The following is a 20,461-nucleotide window of genomic DNA, read 5'->3' on the forward strand; positions in this document are numbered from 1 at the left end:
CAGCTTGCCGCAGCAACTTGCCCGCTCTTGCACTATGCTTCAGTTAAGCGGTTCGAGGAAGACGGAAAAGCGAGTGAGGGCAACGGCGGCGGTGATTCGAGTACAGACCTATGAATGAGTTGGTCGATACCCTGGTGCGTCGGGTCGGCGAGGTGGTGTTGGGCAAGGAGCAGCAAATCAAGCTGGCGCTCACCTGTCTGTTGGCGCGCGGGCACCTGTTGCTGGAAGACCTGCCGGGTATGGGCAAGACCACCCTGGCCCACGCTCTCGCCAATGTGCTCGGCCTGTCCTACAAGCGGGTCCAGTTTACCAGTGACTTGCTGCCTGCCGACATACTCGGTGTGTCGGTATTTGAGCGCAACACTAGCAGTTTCACCTTTCATCCGGGGCCGGTTTTTACCCAATTGCTGCTGGCGGATGAAATCAATCGTACCACTCCGAAAACCCAGAGTGCGCTGCTGGAAGCCATGGCCGAATACCAGGTCACCATCGACGGTGAAACCCGCCAGTTACCGCAACCCTTCTTTGTTATCGCCACCCAGAATCCGAGCAGTCAGTCCGGCACTTTTCCGCTGCCGGAATCCCAGCTGGACCGATTTCTGATGCGGGTCGAATTGGGCTATCCCTCGGCGGCGGCCGAGCTGGCGATTCTCCGGGGCGGCGACACTTCTCGCACAGTCGGCCAGTTGGCCGCGGCCATCACTAACGAGCAACTGTTGGCTATTCAGGCCAGCGTCGATGAGGTTCACGCCAGCGATGCCTTGCTGGCCTATTTGCAGCGCCTGGTGCACTGTACCCGCAGCCTGCCGGAAATCGAGCACGGGCTGTCCACTCGGGGAGCGCTGGCCCTGTTGCGCTGCGCCCGCACCTGGGCCCTGATCCATGGGCGCGGGCATGTGTTACCGGACGACATACAGGCGGTTATGCCGGCGGTGGTCGCGCACCGCTTGCGCAGTGCCGCGGATATGAGCGATGGCAGTGGCTACGCGCTGGTGGAGCAGGTTCTCAATCGGGTGGATGTGCTCGGTCACTGAGCCGCACAGTTGGCTTGAGTTGTACTGTGGCATCCAGCTAAAAAAATAAACGCTGCGGGGATGGAAATATGTCGACTTTTTGCCTATGTATTACTTGGTGTAAAAGAGCCTCGGGTAAAAAGCCTTGGATAAGAACGCGATAACTAATAAACCAGAACAGCAAATGGAGTGGCAGTTGTGATCATTGAAGATTATTTGCGGATACTGGCAAAAAACGACGGTTCGGATTTGTATCTGAGCACAGGGGCGCCGCCGTGCGCCAAATTTCAAGGAGTGCTTAAACCGCTGGGCAAGGAGTCGCTCAAGCCCGGCCAGATCGCCGAGATTGCCAGTGCCATCATGGACAGTGAGCAGCGGGAAAAATTCGAGCATGAGCTGGAAATGAACCTGGCCATGTCGCTGCCGGGAGTCGGTCGCTTTCGGGTCAATATTTTTCGCCAGCGCAATGACGTTTCGATTGTGGCGCGCAATATCGTCACCGAAATTCCCAAGTTCGATGACCTCAAGCTGCCGCCGATTCTCAAGGACGTGGTGGAGGCCAAGCGCGGGCTGATCCTGTTTGTCGGTGGTACCGGTTCCGGCAAGTCCACCTCGCTGGCGGCGCTTATCGATCATCGCAACAGCAGCAGTGGCGGCCACATTATTACCATTGAAGACCCGGTTGAATACGTGCACAAACACAAGAAGTGTATCGTCAACCAGCGCGAAGTCGGCGTCGATACGCGCAGCTTTCACAACGCCCTGATCAACACCCTGCGGCAGGCGCCAGACGTGATCCTGATCGGTGAAATTCGTGACCGGGAGACCATGGAGCACGCCCTGGCGTTTGCCGAGACCGGCCACCTGGCGATTTCCACTCTGCACGCCAACAACGCCAACCAGGCGTTGGAGCGGATCGTCAACCTGTTTCCCCAGGAGCGGCGGGCCCAGTTGCTGCTGGGGCTGGGGCAGAACCTGCGCGCCTTTGTTTCCCAGCGCCTGGTGCCGACGGTGGATGGCAAGCGCTGTGCCGCGGTGGAAGTGTTGCTGGGTACCAAGACCATAGAGGAACTGATCATTCGCGGTGAGTTTGAAAGCATCAAGGAGATTATGGAAAAATCCGAAAATCTCGGTATGCAAACCTTCGACTCGGCGCTGTTTCACCTGTTTAAAGAGGGGCGCATCTCCGAGGAGCAGGCCCTGAAAAATGCGGACTCGGCCAACAACCTGCGCTTGCGCATTAAACTGGATCGCAAAGGCCAAGCCCTCGCCGCGGCGACGGAGGGAGAGGCTGCCGCCAGTCCGGAGGATAAGCCCAGCGAGGGCTTTTCCCTGGCGCTGGAAGAAATAGACGAGGAAGAGGAGCCCAACAAGCCGTTTTAGTCGGCGTGCAAGTCGGCACTTTATTTGCCACTTTAATCGCCGTCCTGGCCACACCGGCGGAGTGGGGCGAGCCAGTGATGAGCCGGGCACTTATTCCAGAGTGATGCCGAGGTTGCTGCAATCCAGCTGCCTGAGCGCCCGCCGGGTCTCCTTGATGATGGTGGCAGTGTCTGCGGGTTGTGTCATTTGCTCGCGCAGCCATTGCTGCATCTGCAGTTCCGCGTCGTAGAGTTCGTGTTGTTGTGTGTCCGGATCAAACGACTCCTGTCCGGATATCACTGCGATAAACTGGGCCACTGTGGCGCGCGACAGGTGGGCGGCGGTGTCGCTGTCGTCAATGCTGTCATCGAGAATCATTTGCAGGGCGCTGGTCAGCAGCAGACAGGCGTCCAGCGCGGGGTAGACGCCGTAGCTGTCTGCGTCGCCCGGCTGCGGGGTAATCTCCTCCAGTTGCGGCAGTGACTTCTCCAGGTTTTTCAGGGAGGTTAACTGGCCGGCCAGGTATTCCCACACCTTGTTGAGGATCTTGCGGTAGAGTTGACCCTGTTGGGGCTCGCCCAGTGACTCGCTGTAGAGCTGAAAGTTGGGGTAGTGGCGCTCACACAGGCCACAGATAAAGCCGATGTTCTGCCAGTGCTGGCGAGCGGCCAATGGTGTCGTCATTGCATTCTCCCGAAAAAACGCCGGTATGGTAGCAGAACTCGGGGGGCTTGGGGGCAGCGGCCACAGGCGGGTGGTAAATCCCAGCGCCCGCTTTGGCCGGCGGGCAAACAGTTAGGGGTAGGGGGTGACGTTGTTGGATCAGCTCGCAGTGAAAACCCGCCTGGCGGAACCCGGATGGCGGCGATTGAGAAATTCGGTGCGACGCTGGATGCTGCGTCGCCTGCGGCCAGTCCGGCAGCTGCGCTTAAGCCGCAAAAACCTGTTTATCTTCCCCAGCAGTGCCGGCTTTGGCTATTTGTTTGTCAACCTGCTGCTGTGGTTGACGGGAACCAACTACGAAAACAATTTGATCCTGGCGACCGCGTTTCTGCAGACGTCCCTGTTTGTGGTTTGTATCCACCACACCTTTTTTAACCTGACCGGCCTGACCCTGGAAGTTGTGCATACGGGTAGCTGCTTGCAGGGCGAAAATGCGGAGCTGGAGTTGAACCTGGCGCGGCCTTCCGGCCGGGGCCGGGAAAATATCCAGTTGGGCTACCGGCGCGAGACCTTGTTAACGCTGGACCTGATCGAGCAGTGCTCGGCGGACGTGAAGCTGTATGTGCCGGGCCTGCGGCGCGGCTGGTGCCCGCCGCCGCGGTTGCTGGTGCAGAGCAGCTTTCCGCTGGGCTTGATTCGCTGCTGGAGCTGGGTGGCGTTCGATATGCCCATGCTGGTGTACCCGAAACCCCTGCCCGGTGGTGACTTGCCGCTGGCCTCCGTGGCGCAGCAGGAGGGGGATTTGATTGCCGAGCAGGGCGCGGAAGACTTTTTTGGTTTCAGGAATTATGTCCCCGGCATGCCCACCCGCCATATCGCCTGGAAACAGTACGCCCGCGGCCAGGCCTTGTACAGTAAGGAGTATGTCACCTACCAGGGGCAGAGCCTGTGGCTGGACTGGGATGCCCTCGAGGGCCTGGGCACTGAGGCGCGCCTGTCGCGCCTGTGCTACTGGGTGCTACAGCTCGGCACTGTCAACCAGCCGCTGGGGCTGCGCCTGCCGGATCAGGAGTTGGCACCGGAGCTCGGTCCGGAACAGCAGCAGAAACTGCTGCGCGCCCTGGCCCTGTATCGATGGCAGCAGGCTGCGGCAGAGGCGGTGGAGTGATGGCGGAGCGCCAACGTTTGCTGCCGCGCAACAGTTTACTGTGGCTGCTGGGGGCGCAGACACTGGCCATGGCGCCGCTGTTGCTGGAGTTGCCAATCTGGTTGACGCTGGTGTGGAGCGGGGTGTTGCTGTGGCGGCTGCTGGAATTTCTCGGCCACTGGCAGATGCCCGGCGGCCTCACCCGAATGACCCTGGTTGCTGTCTGTGTCAGCGGTCTGGTGCTGTCTTTCGGTCGCTTCCTGGGCATGGAACCGATGGTGGCGTTGCTGATCTGCGCGGTGCTGTTGAAGCAGCTGGAAGTGCGCCAGCTGCGCGATGCTATCGTCCTCGTTTACCTGACCTACTTTCTCACCGCGCTGCAATTTCTCTTCTCCCAGACCCTGCTGGCCGGTGTGTTCGGGCTCTTGTGTTTTTGCGTGAATACGGCGGCGCTGCTGGCGATTCACCAGCCCCAGGGACACCAGTTTCCGCTTCGCACCCTGCGCCTGGCGGCGGTATTGCTGTTGCACAGTGTGCCCCTGATGCTGTTGATGTTCCTGGTGATGCCGCGGCTGGGGTCCCTGTGGGCGGTACCCAATCCGGGCCACACGGCGACAACCGGGGTCAGTGACAGCATGGCGCCGGGGGATTTTGTCCGCTTGTCGCGCGCCGGAGGGGTTGCGTTTCGGGCCACTTTCCAGGCCGGCCTGCCCGAACGGGAGGAGCTCTACTGGCGCGGGTTGGTCTTTTCCCGCTTTGATGGCCGGCGCTGGCAGCAGGCAGAGGCGTTTGACTACCTTCGCGATGGCAGCCCGGTGAACTGGCAGAGCGAGCGGCCGGCCCCCTGGCGTCGACTGGCGCAGCCCCGGGGCAGGCCAGTGAGCTATCGCGTGGTTATGGAGCCGAGCCAGCAACCCTGGCTCTACAGTCTCGGCCTGGCCACCGATGTGCGTACCTCGGCTTCACTGCCGCTGGGCTTTACCCGGGACTTTCGCTTGTTGAGTGCCGAGCCGGTGTACCAGCGTCTCGCCTACCAGGTCAACTCGGCGCTGGATTACGCGCTGGAACCCGGCTTTCTACCCAACTGGCGCCGGCGCAATGAGCTGGCGTTGCCGGCCGGTTTCAATCCCCAGTCCCTGGCCCAGGCCCGGCAGTGGCGCCAGCAGTGGCCGGATGCGGATGAGTATATTGCGGGGGTACTGCAGTATTTTCGCGCCCAATTCGTCTATTCGCTGCAGCCACCGGCGCTGGGCCGCGACAGTGTAGATGACTTTCTGTGGCGCACCCGGGAGGGTTTCTGCGAGCACTTTGCCAGCAGTTTCGTGGTGTTGATGCGCGCTGCCGGAATTCCTGCGCGAGTGGTGGCGGGCTATATGGGTGGCGAGTTCAATGAACTGGAAAACTATGTGGTGGTGCACCAGTACGACGCCCACGCCTGGGCCGAGGTCTGGCTGGAGGCGCGCGGCTGGGTGCGGGTCGATCCCACTGCGGCGGTGGCGCCGGAGCGAGTCCGGCAAAGTCTCGGTGACAGCCGCGCCGCGGATATTGAAAGCCTGGTCTCGCTGGGTCGCTATCGTCATATTCAGTGGGTGGCGCAACTGCGCCTGCACTGGGACGCGATCCAGTATCGCTGGGACCGGGCGGTGCTGGGTTTTGATCGCAACAGCCAGAGCCAATTGCTGGAGCGTTGGTTGCGCGGCACCAGCCCGCTGAAGATCGTGCTGCTGGTGTTGATTGGCGGCGGGCTGGCACTGGCTCTGCTGACCCTGCACCTGTGGTGGCAGTCGCGGCCGCCACGGCGCTCGGCCGCACAGCGCTTTTACCAGCGCGCCGAAAGGCTGCTGGCCCGGTATGGGCAACGGCGGGCAGCGGGGGAGAGCGCGGCGGAATTTGCCCGCCGTGTGGCGACGGCGCAGCCCGGCCTGGCGCCGGCGGTGGAGCGAGTCACCGCCTGTGTCGAAGCCATGCTTTACGAGGAGCGACCCGTTTCGGCGTTGCAGCTGAAGCAGGCGCTGGCCGAATTAAAGAGGGCTCTGCGCCGCTCGGGCCTGGTAACGAAGGTTTTGTTGTAAAAATAAGTCAGCTTGCGGTGATAGCGGGTTGGTAGTTGGCAGCCCTTGGGTATCAGTTCTTTTCCCGGTCTGGCTCCGGGGGCTTGCTTTCAAGACTCGCCGAAATTCCGTCCGTGGAGGCTCCACGACAGCATCCATGCTGTCGAGGGTCTTGAAAGCAAGCCCCCGCAGCCAGCCCTGCCGTAATGCGTTGAACGACGTTTGGGTTTTGAAAGACAGCCCCGAAGCCAGGTCTGCTGCCCGAAGCCAGGCTTGGTATTGCGCCGACTCAACGACGCCTGGCTTGGATGGAATTTAAAAAAGAGAGCTGCTCAATCGCTCCTTGAGAAATTGCGGCGCTCTGGGCACAATACAGCGCTGTTTGTAAGCCGTTGATTGCTATCGCAATCCGGCTTTTGGGGGCAGGGGTGATCAATTGCCCGGCAGCAGCGGTTTGCCGGCAGTAACCCTCTTGCAAAGAACCTTTCCGGGGAAAGCTTTGCAGGTGAAATCTTTCTTCGTAAAAATAATAACGGTGCACAGAATGAAAAAGTGGTTAACAGTATTGGGGTTGGCTGGGCTGTCGTCGGTAGCCTGGGCTGGAGACGAATTGAGTGGCGCGAACACGGCCTGGATCCTGACCGCCACCGCGCTGGTGTTATTTATGACCCTGCCCGGCTTGTCGCTGTTCTATGGCGGCCTGGTGCGTACCAAGAACGTTCTCTCGGTGTTGATGCAGTGTTTTTCCATTGCCTGTATTGCCTCGCTGATGTGGTTGGTGTTTGGTTACAGTTTGAGTTTCGGCGAGGGCGGCGCCTGGGTCGGCGATCTGAGCCGGCTGTTTATGAGCGGCATGGGGCGCGACTCTCTTAGTGGCGATATCCCCGAATCCCTGTTTTTTATGTTCCAGATGACCTTTGCCATCATTACCCCGGCTTTGATCGTGGGTGCCTTTGCCGAGCGCATGAAGTTTTCCTCGGTGTTGCTGTTCAGTGCCTTGTGGCTGGTGCTGGTGTATTTCCCGGTGTGTCACTGGGTCTGGGGCGGCGGCTGGTTGGCGGAGATGGGGGTTATGGACTTCGCCGGCGGTATCGTGGTGCATATCACTGCCGGTGTTGCGGCGCTGGTGGCGGCGATCGTTATTGGCAACCGCAGCGGTTTCCCCACCACGGCTATGCCGCCGCACAATATGACCATGACCATCACCGGTGCTGGCATGCTTTGGGTCGGCTGGTTCGGTTTTAATGCCGGTAGTGCCCTGGCCGCCAATGGCGATGCGGCCATGGCCATGACAGTTACCCATATCTCTGCCGCCGCCGGCTCGCTGGCCTGGGTGTGCATGGAGAAGATCAAGTTCGGCAAGCCCAGTGTGCTGGGTATCGTGACCGGTATGGTTGCCGGTCTCGGCACCATTACCCCGGCGTCCGGGTTTGTGGGGCCGGCCGGGGCGATGGTGATCGGCATCAGTGCCGGTATCATTTGCTTTTTTATGACGCAACTGGTCAAACGCACCTGGAAAATCGATGACTCGCTGGATGTGTTTCCGGTGCACGGCATTGGCGGGATTCTCGGCAGCTTGCTGGTGGCCTTTTTCGCTTCTCCGGACATCGGCTTGTTCAGCGGGTTTGGCGCTGCCGCCGACAGCGGCTATTCCATTGGCGGGCAGTTCAAGGTGCAGTTGATTGGTGTGGTGGCAACCCTGGTGTATACCGGTGTGGTTACCTGGGTGGTGCTGAAAGTTGTCGGTGTGCTCACTAACGGTATCCGCGTCAGCCAGGAAGACGAAACCGCCGGCCTCGACCTGGTCAGTCACGAGGAGACTGGTTACAAGTTCTGAGCCTACTTGAGCAGGCGAAAGTCCTGCTCTCCAGTACGCAACCGCACAGTTGGCGCTTTAGGCGTCGGCGGTTGCGGGTCCGGCGGCACGGCCCACAAAACGTATGACGGAGGTCGCCGGGCTCCAGTCTTTTACGCTCTGCTGGCGCGCTGCAGTTGCTGGGAGCGCGTGGCTACATCAATCCCGCCATTTCCGGCATTCCCTTTTTGCACTACCATTGCCGCTTTGCCCAGAGGCCAGTCTTGCACCGCGATTTTATACTCTACCTGCTCGTTATCGGCTTTGCGTCCCTGGCGACCGGCATTCAGCTGGTCCTGATCCCGTGGCTGGCCACTGGCCAGCTGGGGCTCTCCGGCGAGCAAGTGGGCTGGGTCCAGGCGGCCAATTTGATCCCCGGGGCACTGCTGTTGCTGTGGAGCGGCGCCTTTGCCGACCGCCGCGGCAGTGCGGGGTACTTGCCGTGGATCTACCTGGGTATGATGCTGTGCCACCTGGGGATATTGGCAGTGATAGCTGCGGATGCCTTGCTGTTGCCTGTACTGCTGTTTTATGGTGCCCTGCTGGGGGTTGGCTACGCCCTGTTGCAGCCGCTGCGGGATCGCTTGCTGCCGCTGCTGGTCGAGCGCCGTTCCAGCCACACAGTCCAGCACGGAGTGGTTATGGTCAGCATGTGCGTCTACACCTGCCAGGCGCTGGGAGTGGCAGTGGCGGGGCAGATGGATCGGCTGGGCTTGTCACAGGTCCTGCTGCTACAGGGCGTTTGCCTGCTGGCTGCGGCGCTGTTGTGCCGGCCAATATTGCGCGGTTTACCCGCAGCTGTCGCAGCCCCGGCGACAGCTGCGGGCCACTCGCCCGAGCCGGGCATAGGGCGCGGCTTGCGTTATATCCGCCGGCAGCGGGTGCTGCGCCACTTGATCCTGTTGGTGGCTTTTAACGGGTTTACCCACCTCGGGGTTTACCTGGTGGCGATGCCGCTGCTGGTAAGGGATGTCTACGCCGGGGATGCGGCGTTTTTTTCTGTCCTGCAATTGTTGTTCGTGGTCGGCAGTATCGTCTCTGCCGTGGCACTGTTGCGCCGCGGTACGGTGGAGCAACCGGGGCGCTCGCTGTTGTTTTGCCTGCTCTATTCGGGCCTGATCATGCTGGCCCTGGCGGCCCGGCCGACGGCCACCGGCCTGGCGCTGCTGGTGTTTGCCTGGGGTGTGGTGGCCGGGGTGTCAACCAATATGGGCAAGGCCCTGCTGCAACAACAGGTGGCGGATGAGTTTCGTGGCCGGGTGCTTTCGCTCTATTTCCTGGCCCTGCTGGGGAGTGCTCCCCTGGGCGCACTGGCCTGTGGCTACTTGATGCACTGGCACGGCAGCCAGTTTCTTTTTTTATTGAGTGGCTCGGTCAGCCTGCTGCTGTTTGCCGCGTATCTGCGCTCCACCGCCCTGTGGCGGGTGCCGCAACACTAGGCGCGCCCAGCCAGCTGCCCCTCACAGCATTTTGCGAAAAGCCAGCAAACTGGCGGTCACCGCCACATTCAGGGATTCGACCCCGTTATTCATGGGGATGGACAGCAGTTGGTTGCACTGCGCGGCAACCTCGGCGGAAACCCCCTCGGTTTCATTGCCCAGCACAAACACATTGCAACCTTCCCCCGGCAAGTCCGCCAGCTGCGTCGGTGCGTGGGAGGAGAGGCCGTAAATGCGACAGCCCCGTTGCCGAAAGTCAGCCAGCGCCCGGGTCAGGTCCTGGCAGCGCAGGATCGAGGCGCGAAACAGGGTGCCGGCACTGGCTTTGATCACCAGCGCATCCAGTTTGGCGCAGCCATTGTCCGGCAGCAACAGGGCGCGACTGCCGCCGGCACAGACCGAGCGAATGATCATACCGAGGTTTTGCGGGTTGGTGATGCGGTCGAGGGCGATGATGTCGTAGTCGTGGGCGGGAGGGGAGGCGAGAAAATCCCGGTAATCCTGGTAACCGCGGCAGATCAGGTCGACGGCCACCCCCTGGTCCTGTTTGCTGTTGCGGGAGATTCGCGCCAGCGCCTTGCGGTCGTGATACACCAGCTCGGCATTTTTGCTTTTCGCCAGCTCGATTATCTCGTCAATAATGGCCGCCGAGCGGTTGCTGTCGGCCAGGTGCAGCCGGTAGACCCGGGTATTGCTGTCCTGTAATGCTTCCAGCACCGGCTTGCGTCCATAGACGGTCAGCAGCTGGTTAAAAAAGGCTTTTTTCTGCAGGTAGTCGTCGCTGTCTCGATCCTTGGGGCTGTTTTTCAATGTCTTACTCCGCGCTCAATCGGCGCCCAGTATAACGGCTTTAGCCGGGTTTATTGCTGTAAGCCGGGGCCGGCGCGCGCAGCAATTGCTCGATTTTATCCAGCTGCGGGCTGGCGCTGGTGCGCCGGCGGGCTACTTGCAGCGTCTGTAATCCCAGTTGTCGGTAAAGGTTGGCCAGCAATTCCGATTTGCCTGTTAACGCCTGCAGTTGTCGCTCGACCGTGTTGCCGTCGGCGCGAGCAATGGGCCCGGTCAGCGCACGTTGCGGCGATTGCAGCAGGCTGTTGTCCACGGTCTGGTGGACAATGGGCAGCAACATCTTGCTGGCGGTTGCCGCGTCGATGCCGGCGTTGGCGTAGCATTCCAGGCTGGCGTCCAGCAGGGCGACCAGGTAGTTGCAGGCCATGACCGAGGCGGCGTGGTAGTGAATCTTGGTGGCCGCCTCAATGGCAATCAGTTCTGCGCCAATGCCCTTGAACGCGGGTAGCAATCCGGCCAGCGCCACTGGCTCGCCTTCGTAAGCGCAGTAGGTTCCGGCAAACCGGGTGACAGATTCCGCGGGCACGGCAAAAGTGTGCACCGGGTGAATGCTGGCCAAGTGGGCAGTGCTGCCGGCCAGGGGGGCGAGGGTGTCGCTGGCCAGGGAACCACTGCAGTGGAAGACGATGCTGTTGGCGCTGACCAGGCCGCTCTCGGCGAGGCGGGCGGCGGTGGCGGCAATGGCATCGTCCGGTGTGGCCAGCAGCCAGCAGTCGGCAGCCGCCATTGCGGTGAGGTCCGACCGCGGCCGGCCGGCGCCGATAAACTCGCAGGCGCGGCTGGCGCTGGCCGGGCTGGCGGTGACAAGGTCGCGGATCTGGAATTGCTGCTGCTGGTGCCAGAGGCGGGCGAGAGTGCGGCCGAGGTTGCCGCAGCCGATTATATTGAGGGTTAACATAACAGCACCGGGGCGTGGATAAGTGGCCGCTCAGCTACAGCAAATGGCCTTGTAGCGCTGCACTGCGGTGCTCATGCCCAGCGCCAGCGAGTCTACCGTCAGGGCGTGGCCAATGGAGACTTCCAGCAGGCCGGGAAGCCGGCGAAAGCGCGGCAGGTTGAGCAGGTTGAGGTCGTGACCGGCGTTGACGCCGAGGCCGAGGGCGCTGGCGGTTTGCGCCGCCAGGCAGTACTGCTCAAACAGCTCGTCCAGGTTGGGCGCGCGCTGTAAAAATGCCGCGGCGTAGGGCCCGGTATAGAGTTCGATGCGATCGGCTCCCACCTGTTTGGCCAGTTCAATTTGTTCCGGCAGCGGGTCCATAAACAGGCTGACGCGACAACCGAGGGCGTGCAGCTCGGCGATGATCGGTGCCAGCCTGGCGCCGGACTGGATTAAATCAAAGCCGTGATCCGAGGTCAGTTGTTCATCGCTGTCTGGCACCAGGGTGCACTGGTCGGGGCGGCTGCTTTGCACCAATGCCATAAACCCCGGGTAGCTGCCGTGACGGCCGGCAAACGGGTTGCCCTCGACATTGAATTCGATGTCCTTCAGGGGGCGGATCATGTCCGCCAGCTCGGTCACGTCGTGGGGGCGAATGTGGCGCTGGTCGGGGCGGGGGTGAACGGTTATACCGTCGGCCCCGGCATCCAGGCAAATCTGGGCGTGCTGGAGAACGCTGGGGTAATTGCCCTCGCGCGAGTTGCGCAGCAGGGCTATTTTGTTCAGGTTGACGCTGAGCGCCGTAGCGGGCTGGCTGGGCATGGCATACCTTGTCGGTGAGTGGCGGGTTATAGGATTGTGACGGCCAGGATACGCACCGGCAAGTCCGGAGCCTGGTCCTGGTATTTGCCCTGCGGCTCCTCGGTGATTTTCCTGACCACGTCCATGCCTTCGAGTACCTGTCCGAATACGGTGTAGCCGGCTTTGTCCTTGTCCGGGTCCAGGTGTTTGTTGTCCCTGAGGTTGATGTAGAACTGGGAAGTGGCGCTGTCCGGGTCGCCGAGGCGGGCCATAGCCACCGTACCCGTGCGATTGCGCAGGCCATTGCCCGACTCATTGACCACCGGGTCGCGAGTTTCCTTGCGCACGTAGTCAAACGTGAGTCCGCCGCCCTGCACCACAAAACCGGGGATTACCCGGTGGAAGATGGTGCCAACGTAAAATCCCTCGCGGCAGTACTGGAGAAAATTGGCGACAGTGGCTGGTGCCTTGTCGGCAAACAGTTCCAGGGTGATGTTGCCCAGGTCTGTCTTTAACAGGACTCGCGGTGGCGTGCCCGGCGCCACGGTCGCGGCGTCGGCGGCAGCGAAACAATTGCCGCCAAGACTGCAAAAAACCAGTGTCAGGGTGAGCAGGGTGTTGCGTATGCAGGTCATAATATCAGTTTCCTGGCGCTGCCGGGCCCAGTCAAGTTCAGTTGGCCCACTCGGAAAAGCGCTTGCGGCGTCTCAGGTGCGGGGCGGTCAGGGCAATCAGGACACCGAGCAATACCGCCCCGGCTCCGTAGAGAAAAAAGGTGTTGCGAGCGTCGCTCTGCAAGCGCGCGTTCCTGGCCTTGAGGACATCCAACTCTGTTTTCAACAGGTCGTAGTTGTGCAGCATCTCCTTGTGCCGCTGGTGCAAGTTTACCGCGCTCTCTGAAATGCGTTTTAACTCGTCGTATTCCTGCTGCAGTGTGCTGGCTTGTTGCTCGCTCTTTTGCAGGGCCTGGCTTAACTCGTTGCCCTCACCCTTGTACTGCTGCAGTTGCAACTTGAGAGCGGCGTAGTCGCTGCGCAGGGCGGCCAATTCCTTCCTCGCAGCTTCCAGTTGCTCGGCGGCAATGGGGGTGTCGCGAAGGTGTTGGCTGAGCACAAAACCGGTGGTGCCGCCGTTGGTCCTGACCTCGACCCATTCACTGTTCGGGTCGGGTGACAGCAGTGTCAGGCTGGTGCCCGTTTTCAGGTTGGCAATGATGCGATACTGGTTGCCCTCGCCGCTGCGCAGCGGCAGGTACATGGAGTCGGCAACCCAAACCTTTTGTTCCGCAAGGCCGGTTTGAGCGAAGCCTAGCAGTATTGTAAGGGCAAACAGAACGGGAAAAATTTTCACTCGCAATTCCTGGGTAATCAAGTTTGAGCGGGTCGAGCAGTGGACATAATTGCCGCTCGGTTCTTTTCTGTAAATAAAGCCATCGCGGTGGCAGTGACATTCATGGCAGGACCACCTTGTAGGGTTTGACGGTTACCTGCGCGTAGGCACCCGCGGCGACGTATGGGTCTTCGTCGGCCCACTGGCGGGCCGCCTGCAGCGAATCAAATTCGGCCACCACCAGGCTGCCGGTAAAGCCGGCTTCACCCGGATCTTCACTGTCGATGGCCGGGTGCGGGCCGGCAACCAGCAAACGCCCCTCCTGCTTGAGTGCTTCCAGGCGAGCAATGTGGGCGGCGCGGGCCGGCTTGCGCAGTGGCAAGCTGTCGTCGACGTCCTGGCTAATAATGGCATAGAACATAGTGTACAGATTTCCAAAGAGGGTGTGGTCAGACAGGGTTATTGGTGGATCAGGATGTCATCCAGATCGAGATGGGTGAGTACCTTAATTTTTTTGAACAGGTAAAACAATGCAAACATCATCACCGCGGTGGCCGGTATGGCGATCACCGGAAAGCTGAGGGCGGTCATTTTTCCCAATTCGGCGTTGAACTGCTCTGTGCCGGGCGGGCTCACCAGCAGATATTTGGCCAGGCCGTAATTCAGGGCCGAGGACAGGAAGAACGACATGGCCACCAGGTAGGAGGCGTTCTTCAGGGCGGCATTAAACTCTACTTCAGTGCCCTCTCGGGCCAGGGCCTGGGCAACCTTGTCGATCTGCAGGATTTTATCGTTGTAGAGAAATGTGCGCACCAGCGGATAGCGGGTTTTCAGTGAGATCAGGGTGGCCAGTCCAAACAGGGCGGGAATGCCTGCTTCCTTAAAGGCGATATATTTGGGATCCAGTTCCAGCAAGCTAATGCCACCGGTAAGAAAGATGCTGATGACGCCGAGCGCGGAAAACAGGTTCAATTTGCCCGTGCGGCGAAAGTCGTTCAACCCGTAGAGAATGGGAAACGCAAGGGCGATTACAATGCTCCACTTGGTGCCGAGATAGTTGTCACCACTGAACTTGGTGAGGATGACGGTGGGAATAATTATGTTCAACAACAGGTTCAACAACAGGCTTTCGCGCTTGGGTTGATTGGCAGTTTGGGTCATGGATGGGCTCGAGGGTAACAACGGGACTGGCGTGCCAGCTTGTTGGTGGTTATAGGGTTGATGGATAAATCGTTGATAGTTAAATGGTTAAACCGGCCGATTAATGCCAACGGCTTAAGCTCAATGGGCCTTTTGGCCCGCACAAGCGGCAATAATTCATGGCGAATCGCCATGGCAGCTGCCATTATAGCCACTTCCCGGCACTAATGGCGCTAATCGATAAAAAGGACAGTCCTTTGTTTGACCTTCATTCTCACAGTCTTCATTCAGATGGTATTTTACGTCCTCAGGCGGTGGTGTCGAGAGCAAAAGAGAATGGTGTGACAACTTTGGCAATTACCGATCACGATAGCATCAGTGGCCTGGCGGAAGCCAGGGTCGCAGCAGCAGCCCTCGATATGCAATTCATCAATGGTATCGAGCTGTCCTGCTTGTGGGATGGGGTGGGTGTGCACGTGGTGGGGCTGAATTTCGACACTGGCAGCGACGTGCTGCTGGCTGCCATCGAGGAACAGGGCCAGGCGCGAGTGGCGCGTGCGGCGATGATTGCCGAGCGATTGGCGCGGCTGGGAATTGCCGACGCCCTGGCTGGCGCGCAGGAGATTGCCGGCATTGGCGCCATCGGTCGGCCCCACTTTGCCCAATTGCTGGTCAATCGCGGCCTGGTGCCGAACACCAGCGCGGCGTTCAAGCGCTATCTGGGGGCGGGTAAGCCCGGCGATGTTAAACAGCTGTGGCCTCCTGTAGCCCGGGCGGTGGAGTGGATCAATGCCGCGGGCGGCGTGGCAGTGCTGGCGCACCCGGAAAAATACAAAATGACGCGCTCCAAGCTGCGGCGTTTACTGACCGAGTTCCGGGCCGCAGGCGGACAGGCGATGGAGGTGGTCAGTGGTCGGCAGGCGCCGGATGTGACCAGGTCGATGGCGCAGTTGGCCGCTGAGTTCGGTTTGTACGCCTCCTGTGGTAGCGACTTTCACGACCCCGCGCAGGCCTGGCAGGATCTCGGCCGCTTCGAACCCCTGCCCGCCAGCTGTGAGCCGGTATGGACTTGCTGGGCCTGAGTCGACTTTACGGCGTCTACTTAGTGGTCAAAAGACGCTGGTTAGTGGTCAAAAGACGCTGGTTGGTCAAATGGCGTTAAATAAGCAAATATTGGCGCTATCGCTAATTTCCCGGTTGTGCCGCAGCTTTTCCCGCGCTATTGTCGCGGCACAATTACGATTCAATTTTGCGGCCAACTGCCCCGGGGTTATGGCCGATATCGAGGACAATAGTGGCCCAGTTTTTCCAGATTCATCCAGAGAACCCGCAAGCCCGCCTGATCAGGCAGGCGGTTGATATTATTCGCGCCGGAGGACTGGTGGCTTACCCCACGGATTCCGCCTATGCGCTGGGCTGCCACATCGGTGATAAAACCGCGCTGGATCGTATTCGCGGGATTCGCAAGCTGGATAAGAACCACAATTTTACCCTGGTCTGTCGCGACCTGTCTGAATTGGCCACCTACGCTCGAGTCGACAACCAGACCTTCCGCCTGCTCAAAGTTCACACGCCGGGGCCGTTTACTTTTATCCTCGAGGCGACCTCCGAAGTGCCCAAACGCATGCTTCACCCCAAGCGCAAAACCATCGGCATGCGCGTGCCCAACAACCCCATTGCGCTGGCGCTGCTGGAGGAGTTGGGGGAGCCGTTGATGACCAGTTCGCTGCTGCTGCCGGGGGAAGAGTACCCGCTGACCGACCCCTACGATATTCGCGAGACCCTGCAACACCAGCTCGACCTGGTTATCGATGGCGGCTATTGCGGCCTGGACCCGACCACGGTGATCGATTTGACCGGGGATGCCCCGGAGCTGGTGCGGCAGGGGCTGGGTGATGCCAGTGACTTTCTCTCCTGAGTGCAAAGCGCGTGCGTTTCTGCTGTCTTGACTTGCCATAACTCGCTATAATCCGCGGTTTGCTGCCAGTTAATCCCCGCGCCTGTCCACCGCTGTCGGCTACTCGCCGCCAGTTCTCTATGGGTCGCTTGTCGATCGGGGCGATTGCCGTTGCCCGGCGCTGCCCGGGCGACGCATGGTCCGGAGAGCAGATAAATCAGCGCCGCGCCGGAAGCAGAATTGTACATAAGTGCGGAATTGCAGAACACTCATAAAGGTATTGCCGTGAACAGTGAGGCTGAGGCCATTATCCAGGACGAGACAGACGCCCGGCAGGCCGCCGACCCGGCGCCGTCAACTGCAGATAATGCCAGTAGTGACGCTGGCAGCAGTGGCCAGGGCAAGGCCCCGCGCCAGGCTGAAATGCCGTTTGCCATCGTGCATGGCAAGGCGTTTACCCAGCTGCCCAAGGATCTCTATATTCCGCCGGACGCACTGGAAGTCATTCTCGAGGCGTTCGAAGGGCCGCTGGACCTGTTGCTCTACCTGATCCGCCGGCAAAACATTGATATCCTCGATATCAATGTGTCCCAGATCACCCATCAGTATGTCCGCTATGTGGAGCTGATGGAGGCCATGCAGTTTGAGCTGGCGGCGGAATACCTGGTGATGGCGGCGATGCTGGCGGAAATAAAGTCGCGCATGCTGCTGCCGCGCAGCAGTGAAGAAGTCGAGGACGAAGAGGACCCCCGGGCCCAATTGATTCGTCGGCTGCAGGAGTACGAGCGCTTCAAGCAGGCGGCTGAAGATATCGACCAGATACCGCGGCTCGGACGCGAGATTCACCAGGCCAACGCCCTGGCGCCGGATCGCAATTTGACCCGGCCGGATCCGGAGGTGGATATCCGCGAGCTGCTGCTGGCGCTGGGTGAAGTGTTGCGGCGCGCTGACATGTTTGAGAGTCACCACGTCGAAAAGGAAAAGCTATCTACCCGCGAGCGCATGGCGCAGGTGCTGGATACCTTGAAAGGCAGGCAGTTCGTACCTTTTGTCAGTTTGTTTATCGTCGCTGAGGGGCGGCTCGGTGTGGTGGTGACGTTTCTGGCGGTTATGGAACTGATCAAGGAACAGTTGGTGGAAATTGTGCAAAGTGAAAGCTTTGGTCCCATTCATGTCAAGGCTCGAAGCTAGTGCAGTGTGCCAGGCGAGAGGTAACTGCAGGTAAGAATGAATATTGACAGAGACAAATTGCGGCAAATCATCGAAGGCGCACTGCTGGCGGCGGGGCAGCCCCTGTCCCGCGAGCGGCTGCTGCTATTGTTTGAAGGCGACGACGAAGTGCCGGAGAAAGACGATATACAGTCGGTGCTGGAAGATATCCAGGCCGATTGTCGCGACCGCGGTTACGAACTGGCCGAGGTGGCCAGTGGCTGGCGCTTTCAGGTAAGGGCGGAAACCGCTCCCTGGGTGAATCGCCTGTGGGAGGAGAAGCCGCAAAAGTATTCCCGTGCCCTGCTGGAAACCCTGGCCCTGATTGCCTATCGCCAGCCTATTACTCGCGGCGATATCGAGGAAATTCGCGGGGTGGCGGTCAGCTCCCACATTATCAAGACCCTGGTGGAGAGGGAGTGGGTCAAGGTGGTGGGGCAGCGCGATGTTCCCGGTCGCCCGTCCCTGTACGCTACCACCCGGCACTTTCTGGACTATTTCAACCTGAAGAGCCTGGATGAGCTGCCGACCCTGAGTGAAATCAGGGATCTGGATGAGCTCAACAGTGAACTGGATCTGCAAATAGAAAGTTCCCTGGCTGATAATTCGCCGGCGCCAAAAGTGCAGCCGGAAATGGATTCGGAAGAGGACAGTGCTGGCGACGATACCGCCGGTGCCGATACTGCCGGTGACGATACCGCCGGCGCTGGCGAAGAAGACACCAGCAACACCGGGGAGGGCGCCAGCACTAACGAAAATAGTGCCGATACCGGTGAAAGAAAGGCTCCCCCGGGTGAGAGCACTGCTGCAGCGATCAACGCTTTGGCACCAACTGCCGATAACGGCTAAGAGTTTGACGTAACGCCACTATGCAAAAAGATGAAAAAATTCAAAAGGTTCTGGCCAGGACGGGGGCGGGATCACGCCGCGAAATGGAAAAGGTTATCGCTGAGGGCCGGGTCAAGGTTAACGGCGAGGTCGCGAAACTTGGTGACCGGGTAGCAGAGGGGGATATTCTGCAGCTCGACGGCAAGCGCATCAAAGTGCAGTCGGAAGAGAAGAGTGCCGTGCGGGTGTTGCTGTATAACAAGCCAGAGGGGGAAATCTGTTCCCGCTCTGATCCGGAAGGCCGCCGCACGGTTTACGAGCGCTTGCCAAAAGTCAGCGGTGAGCGCTGGATCTCGGTCGGGCGCCTGGATTTCAACACCAGCGGATTGTTGCTGTTTACCAATGACGGAGAGCTGGCCAACAAGCTGATGCATCCGTCCAGCATGATCGACCGCGAGTACCTGGTGCGAATCCAGGGTGATGTCGACGACGACATGAAGAAAAGGTTGCGCGACGGTGTGCTGCTTGAGGATGGCGTGGCGCGCTTCACCGATATCGTTGACGGCGCGGGAGAAGGGCGCAACCGCTGGTTCTACTGCGTGGTCATGGAGGGGCGCAATCGCGAAGTGCGGCGTTTGTGGGAGTCCCAGGGGGTCAAGGTTAGCCGCCTGAAGCGCGTGCGCTACGGCAATATTTTTATTCCCTCCCATGTGCGCGTGGGGCAGTGGATTGAGCTCAACGACAAGGAGATCGCCGACCTGTGCCTGACCGCAGGAGTGGAAGCGCCCAAGCCGGCGCCGTCGTCGCGGCAAAAAACTGTGGATCAGGAGCGGCACCAGCGCCGCCTGCGGGCGGGCAAGGGCAGTCGGCCCCGGCGCAATCGTTAGCCAGTTTAGGTTCTAGTTGGCGATTACCACCCGGTTGCGGCCGTCGCGCTTGGCCTGGTAGAGGGCGCTGTCGCCGCGTCGAAACAAATCCTCGCCCTTTTCACCGCGGCGCCAGCTACTGACACCGATGCTGGCGGTGATGCGAATACAGGTCGGTTCAGTGCCAATTATCAAGTCTTCAATTTGACTGCGCACTCGCTCGGCGATGACCGCTGCGCCTTCGGCGTCGGTTTTGTTGAGCAACAGCACAAACTCCTCACCACCGTAACGAAACGTGAGGTCGGTGGTGCGTGCAATTGTGCGAATGGTGCTGGCCAGCAGGCGCAGTACATCGTCGCCACTGCTGTGGCCGTAGTTATCATTGATGCTTTTAAAGTGGTCGACGTCGATCACCAGCATGGACAGCGGCTGCCGGTGGCGGCGGGCGAGGCTGATCTCGCGCGCCAGCGCTTCCTCCATGGCCTGGCGATTGCCGACGCAGGTGAGGGGGTCCAGCAGCGAAGTAAGTACCGCCTGGCGGTAGAGCAGGGCGTTGCGCAACGGAAAGATCAAGGTCGACAACAGGTTTTCCAGGGCCGCGATTTCCAGCTTGTTGAAGCGTTTGCGGCGGCTGAAGGTGATGTTCCCCATATCCTGCTGCGGGGTCTGCAGGCGGTAGTTGAGGGTTTGCGCACATTCCATGCCGAGCTGGACCCGGCTCTCTGAGGCGCCGTTGCCGTATACCAGGCCGCCAACCGGCACTATGGCCCGGGCGTGCTCGAGAAAAATTTCCAGCACAGTGGTCAGGTCGAGGCTGGTTTGCAGCGCCTGGGTAAGCCGGATGCGGGCTGCAGCGTGTTCTTCATAGCTCGCCGGATTGGTTAAGATGGCTATGTTGTCTTTCGCCGAGACGGCGTTGTTTCCATTGCCAGCGGTTATCGCCATAATTCTGTCCTGGCCATTGGGCATTATCTGCCGGTGAGTTGGGGCGCTTTGAAATCTGTTACAGGGTCGATTGCGAAATGTGTGCCAATTGCAGAAGATATTAATAACTTCTTATAAATCAATAGGTTAATATTGTTGAGAATATTTTCATGGCGCAGGTGACAAGAAGTCGACGGCTCGAGCGGCAACT

Annotated in this window: 20 protein-coding genes; 11 read left to right on the forward strand and 9 right to left on the reverse strand. The window is 60.0% G+C overall.

Annotation, left to right across the window (positions count from 1 at the left end):
* Nucleotides 1-110: 110 nt before the first annotated feature.
* The gene (locus G8764_RS09160) at nt 111-1,034 is read left to right on the forward strand and encodes an AAA family ATPase (RefSeq protein ID WP_166164322.1); all 924 of its coding nucleotides are present in this window, start codon (nt 111-113) and stop codon (nt 1,032-1,034) included.
* A gap of 177 nt (nt 1,035-1,211) precedes the next feature.
* Entirely contained in the window at nt 1,212-2,396 is a 1,185-nt protein-coding gene (locus tag G8764_RS09165) for a PilT/PilU family type 4a pilus ATPase (RefSeq protein ID WP_166164323.1), read from the forward strand.
* Between the two features lie 90 nt (nt 2,397-2,486).
* Here G8764_RS09165 and G8764_RS09170 read toward each other — a convergent pair whose 3' ends face one another.
* Nucleotides 2,487-3,059, reverse strand: coding sequence for a DUF416 family protein (locus tag G8764_RS09170; protein ID WP_166164324.1), 573 nt, complete (start codon nt 3,057-3,059; stop codon nt 2,487-2,489).
* A gap of 124 nt (nt 3,060-3,183) precedes the next feature.
* Between G8764_RS09170 and G8764_RS09175 the strand changes: the two genes are divergently transcribed.
* The 4 genes from G8764_RS09175 to G8764_RS09190 all read left to right on the forward strand — a co-directional run bounded on the left by G8764_RS09175 (nt 3,184) and on the right by G8764_RS09190 (nt 9,530).
* Nucleotides 3,184-4,206, forward strand: a complete 1,023-nt coding sequence (locus G8764_RS09175) for a DUF58 domain-containing protein (RefSeq protein WP_166164325.1) — start codon at nt 3,184-3,186, stop codon at nt 4,204-4,206.
* A complete protein-coding gene (locus G8764_RS09180; protein WP_166164326.1) occupies nt 4,206-6,257 on the forward strand; it encodes a transglutaminase TgpA family protein in 2,052 nt (683 codons plus the stop codon). The genes G8764_RS09175 and G8764_RS09180 overlap by 1 nt, the downstream gene beginning before the upstream one ends.
* 523 nt (nt 6,258-6,780) lie before the next feature.
* On the forward strand, nt 6,781-8,073 hold the full coding sequence (locus tag G8764_RS09185; protein WP_166164327.1) for an ammonium transporter: 1,293 nt from the start codon (nt 6,781-6,783) through the stop codon (nt 8,071-8,073).
* A gap of 155 nt (nt 8,074-8,228) precedes the next feature.
* Complete coding sequence (locus G8764_RS09190) at nt 8,229-9,530, forward strand: MFS transporter (RefSeq protein WP_166164328.1); 1,302 nt, start codon at nt 8,229-8,231, stop codon at nt 9,528-9,530.
* A gap of 21 nt (nt 9,531-9,551) precedes the next feature.
* Here G8764_RS09190 and G8764_RS09195 read toward each other — a convergent pair whose 3' ends face one another.
* From G8764_RS09195 to G8764_RS09225, 7 genes are all read right to left on the reverse strand, one after another.
* The gene (locus G8764_RS09195) at nt 9,552-10,340 is read right to left on the reverse strand and encodes a TrmH family RNA methyltransferase (protein WP_166164329.1); all 789 of its coding nucleotides are present in this window, start codon (nt 10,338-10,340) and stop codon (nt 9,552-9,554) included.
* Nucleotides 10,341-10,380: 40 nt separating this feature from the next.
* Complete coding sequence (locus G8764_RS09200) at nt 10,381-11,277, reverse strand: Rossmann-like and DUF2520 domain-containing protein (RefSeq protein WP_166164330.1); 897 nt, start codon at nt 11,275-11,277, stop codon at nt 10,381-10,383.
* Between the two features lie 30 nt (nt 11,278-11,307).
* A complete protein-coding gene (locus G8764_RS09205) occupies nt 11,308-12,078 on the reverse strand; it encodes a pyridoxine 5'-phosphate synthase (protein WP_166164331.1) in 771 nt (256 codons plus the stop codon).
* Nucleotides 12,079-12,104: 26 nt separating this feature from the next.
* The gene (locus G8764_RS09210) at nt 12,105-12,692 is read right to left on the reverse strand and encodes a peptidylprolyl isomerase (protein ID WP_166164332.1); all 588 of its coding nucleotides are present in this window, start codon (nt 12,690-12,692) and stop codon (nt 12,105-12,107) included.
* A gap of 37 nt (nt 12,693-12,729) precedes the next feature.
* Nucleotides 12,730-13,407, reverse strand: coding sequence for a TIGR04211 family SH3 domain-containing protein (locus G8764_RS09215; protein ID WP_166164333.1), 678 nt, complete (start codon nt 13,405-13,407; stop codon nt 12,730-12,732).
* A 100-nt stretch (nt 13,408-13,507) separates the two neighbouring features.
* Nucleotides 13,508-13,807: a YciI family protein gene (locus G8764_RS09220; protein WP_166164334.1), complete on the reverse strand. Its 300-nt coding sequence runs from the start codon at nt 13,805-13,807 to the stop codon at nt 13,508-13,510.
* 38 nt (nt 13,808-13,845) lie between these two features.
* A complete protein-coding gene (locus G8764_RS09225; protein ID WP_166164335.1) occupies nt 13,846-14,547 on the reverse strand; it encodes a VC0807 family protein in 702 nt (233 codons plus the stop codon).
* 206 nt (nt 14,548-14,753) lie between these two features.
* Between G8764_RS09225 and G8764_RS09230 the strand changes: the two genes are divergently transcribed.
* The 5 genes from G8764_RS09230 (at nt 14,754) to rluB (ending at nt 19,347) form a co-directional block, all read left to right on the forward strand.
* A complete protein-coding gene (locus G8764_RS09230; RefSeq protein ID WP_166164519.1) occupies nt 14,754-15,608 on the forward strand; it encodes a PHP domain-containing protein in 855 nt (284 codons plus the stop codon).
* 212 nt (nt 15,609-15,820) lie between these two features.
* Nucleotides 15,821-16,444, forward strand: a complete 624-nt coding sequence (locus G8764_RS09235) for an L-threonylcarbamoyladenylate synthase (protein ID WP_166164336.1) — start codon at nt 15,821-15,823, stop codon at nt 16,442-16,444.
* Between the two features lie 264 nt (nt 16,445-16,708).
* Nucleotides 16,709-17,614 carry a segregation and condensation protein A gene (locus tag G8764_RS09240; RefSeq protein WP_341806347.1) on the forward strand — a complete coding sequence of 302 codons (906 nt, stop codon included), beginning with the start codon at nt 16,709-16,711 and terminating at the stop codon, nt 17,612-17,614.
* Between the two features lie 36 nt (nt 17,615-17,650).
* Nucleotides 17,651-18,481 carry an SMC-Scp complex subunit ScpB gene (gene scpB, locus G8764_RS09245; RefSeq protein ID WP_243748695.1) on the forward strand — a complete coding sequence of 277 codons (831 nt, stop codon included), beginning with the start codon at nt 17,651-17,653 and terminating at the stop codon, nt 18,479-18,481.
* Between the two features lie 20 nt (nt 18,482-18,501).
* A complete protein-coding gene (rluB, locus tag G8764_RS09250) occupies nt 18,502-19,347 on the forward strand; it encodes a 23S rRNA pseudouridine(2605) synthase RluB (protein WP_166164337.1) in 846 nt (281 codons plus the stop codon).
* A 12-nt stretch (nt 19,348-19,359) separates the two neighbouring features.
* On the opposite strand, the gene G8764_RS09255 is transcribed toward rluB, so the two are convergent.
* Complete coding sequence (locus G8764_RS09255) at nt 19,360-20,271, reverse strand: GGDEF domain-containing protein (protein ID WP_166164338.1); 912 nt, start codon at nt 20,269-20,271, stop codon at nt 19,360-19,362.
* Between the last annotated feature and the right edge of the window lie 190 nt (nt 20,272-20,461).

The sequence above is a fragment of the Pseudomaricurvus alcaniphilus genome, from assembly GCF_011440395.1.
In the GTDB taxonomy this organism is placed as follows: Bacteria; Pseudomonadota; Gammaproteobacteria; order Pseudomonadales; family Cellvibrionaceae; genus Pseudomaricurvus; species Pseudomaricurvus alcaniphilus.

Coding starts and splice junctions, on each gene's coding strand:
- G8764_RS09200 (WP_166164330.1), bottom strand. CDS start 11,277: ATGTTAACCCTCAATATAATCGGCTGCGGCAACCTCGGCCGCACTCTC.
- rluB (WP_166164337.1), top strand. CDS start 18,502: ATGCAAAAAGATGAAAAAATTCAAAAGGTTCTGGCCAGGACGGGGGCG.
- scpB (WP_243748695.1), top strand. CDS start 17,651: ATGAATATTGACAGAGACAAATTGCGGCAAATCATCGAAGGCGCACTG.
- G8764_RS09160 (WP_166164322.1), top strand. CDS start 111: ATGAATGAGTTGGTCGATACCCTGGTGCGTCGGGTCGGCGAGGTGGTG.
- G8764_RS09205 (WP_166164331.1), bottom strand. CDS start 12,078: ATGCCCAGCCAGCCCGCTACGGCGCTCAGCGTCAACCTGAACAAAATA.
- G8764_RS09225 (WP_166164335.1), bottom strand. CDS start 14,547: ATGACCCAAACTGCCAATCAACCCAAGCGCGAAAGCCTGTTGTTGAAC.
- G8764_RS09170 (WP_166164324.1), bottom strand. CDS start 3,059: ATGACGACACCATTGGCCGCTCGCCAGCACTGGCAGAACATCGGCTTT.
- G8764_RS09255 (WP_166164338.1), bottom strand. CDS start 20,271: ATGGCGATAACCGCTGGCAATGGAAACAACGCCGTCTCGGCGAAAGAC.
- G8764_RS09230 (WP_166164519.1), top strand. CDS start 14,754: ATGGCGCTAATCGATAAAAAGGACAGTCCTTTGTTTGACCTTCATTCT.
- G8764_RS09180 (WP_166164326.1), top strand. CDS start 4,206: ATGGCGGAGCGCCAACGTTTGCTGCCGCGCAACAGTTTACTGTGGCTG.
- G8764_RS09220 (WP_166164334.1), bottom strand. CDS start 13,807: ATGTTCTATGCCATTATTAGCCAGGACGTCGACGACAGCTTGCCACTG.
- G8764_RS09185 (WP_166164327.1), top strand. CDS start 6,781: ATGAAAAAGTGGTTAACAGTATTGGGGTTGGCTGGGCTGTCGTCGGTA.
- G8764_RS09210 (WP_166164332.1), bottom strand. CDS start 12,692: ATGACCTGCATACGCAACACCCTGCTCACCCTGACACTGGTTTTTTGC.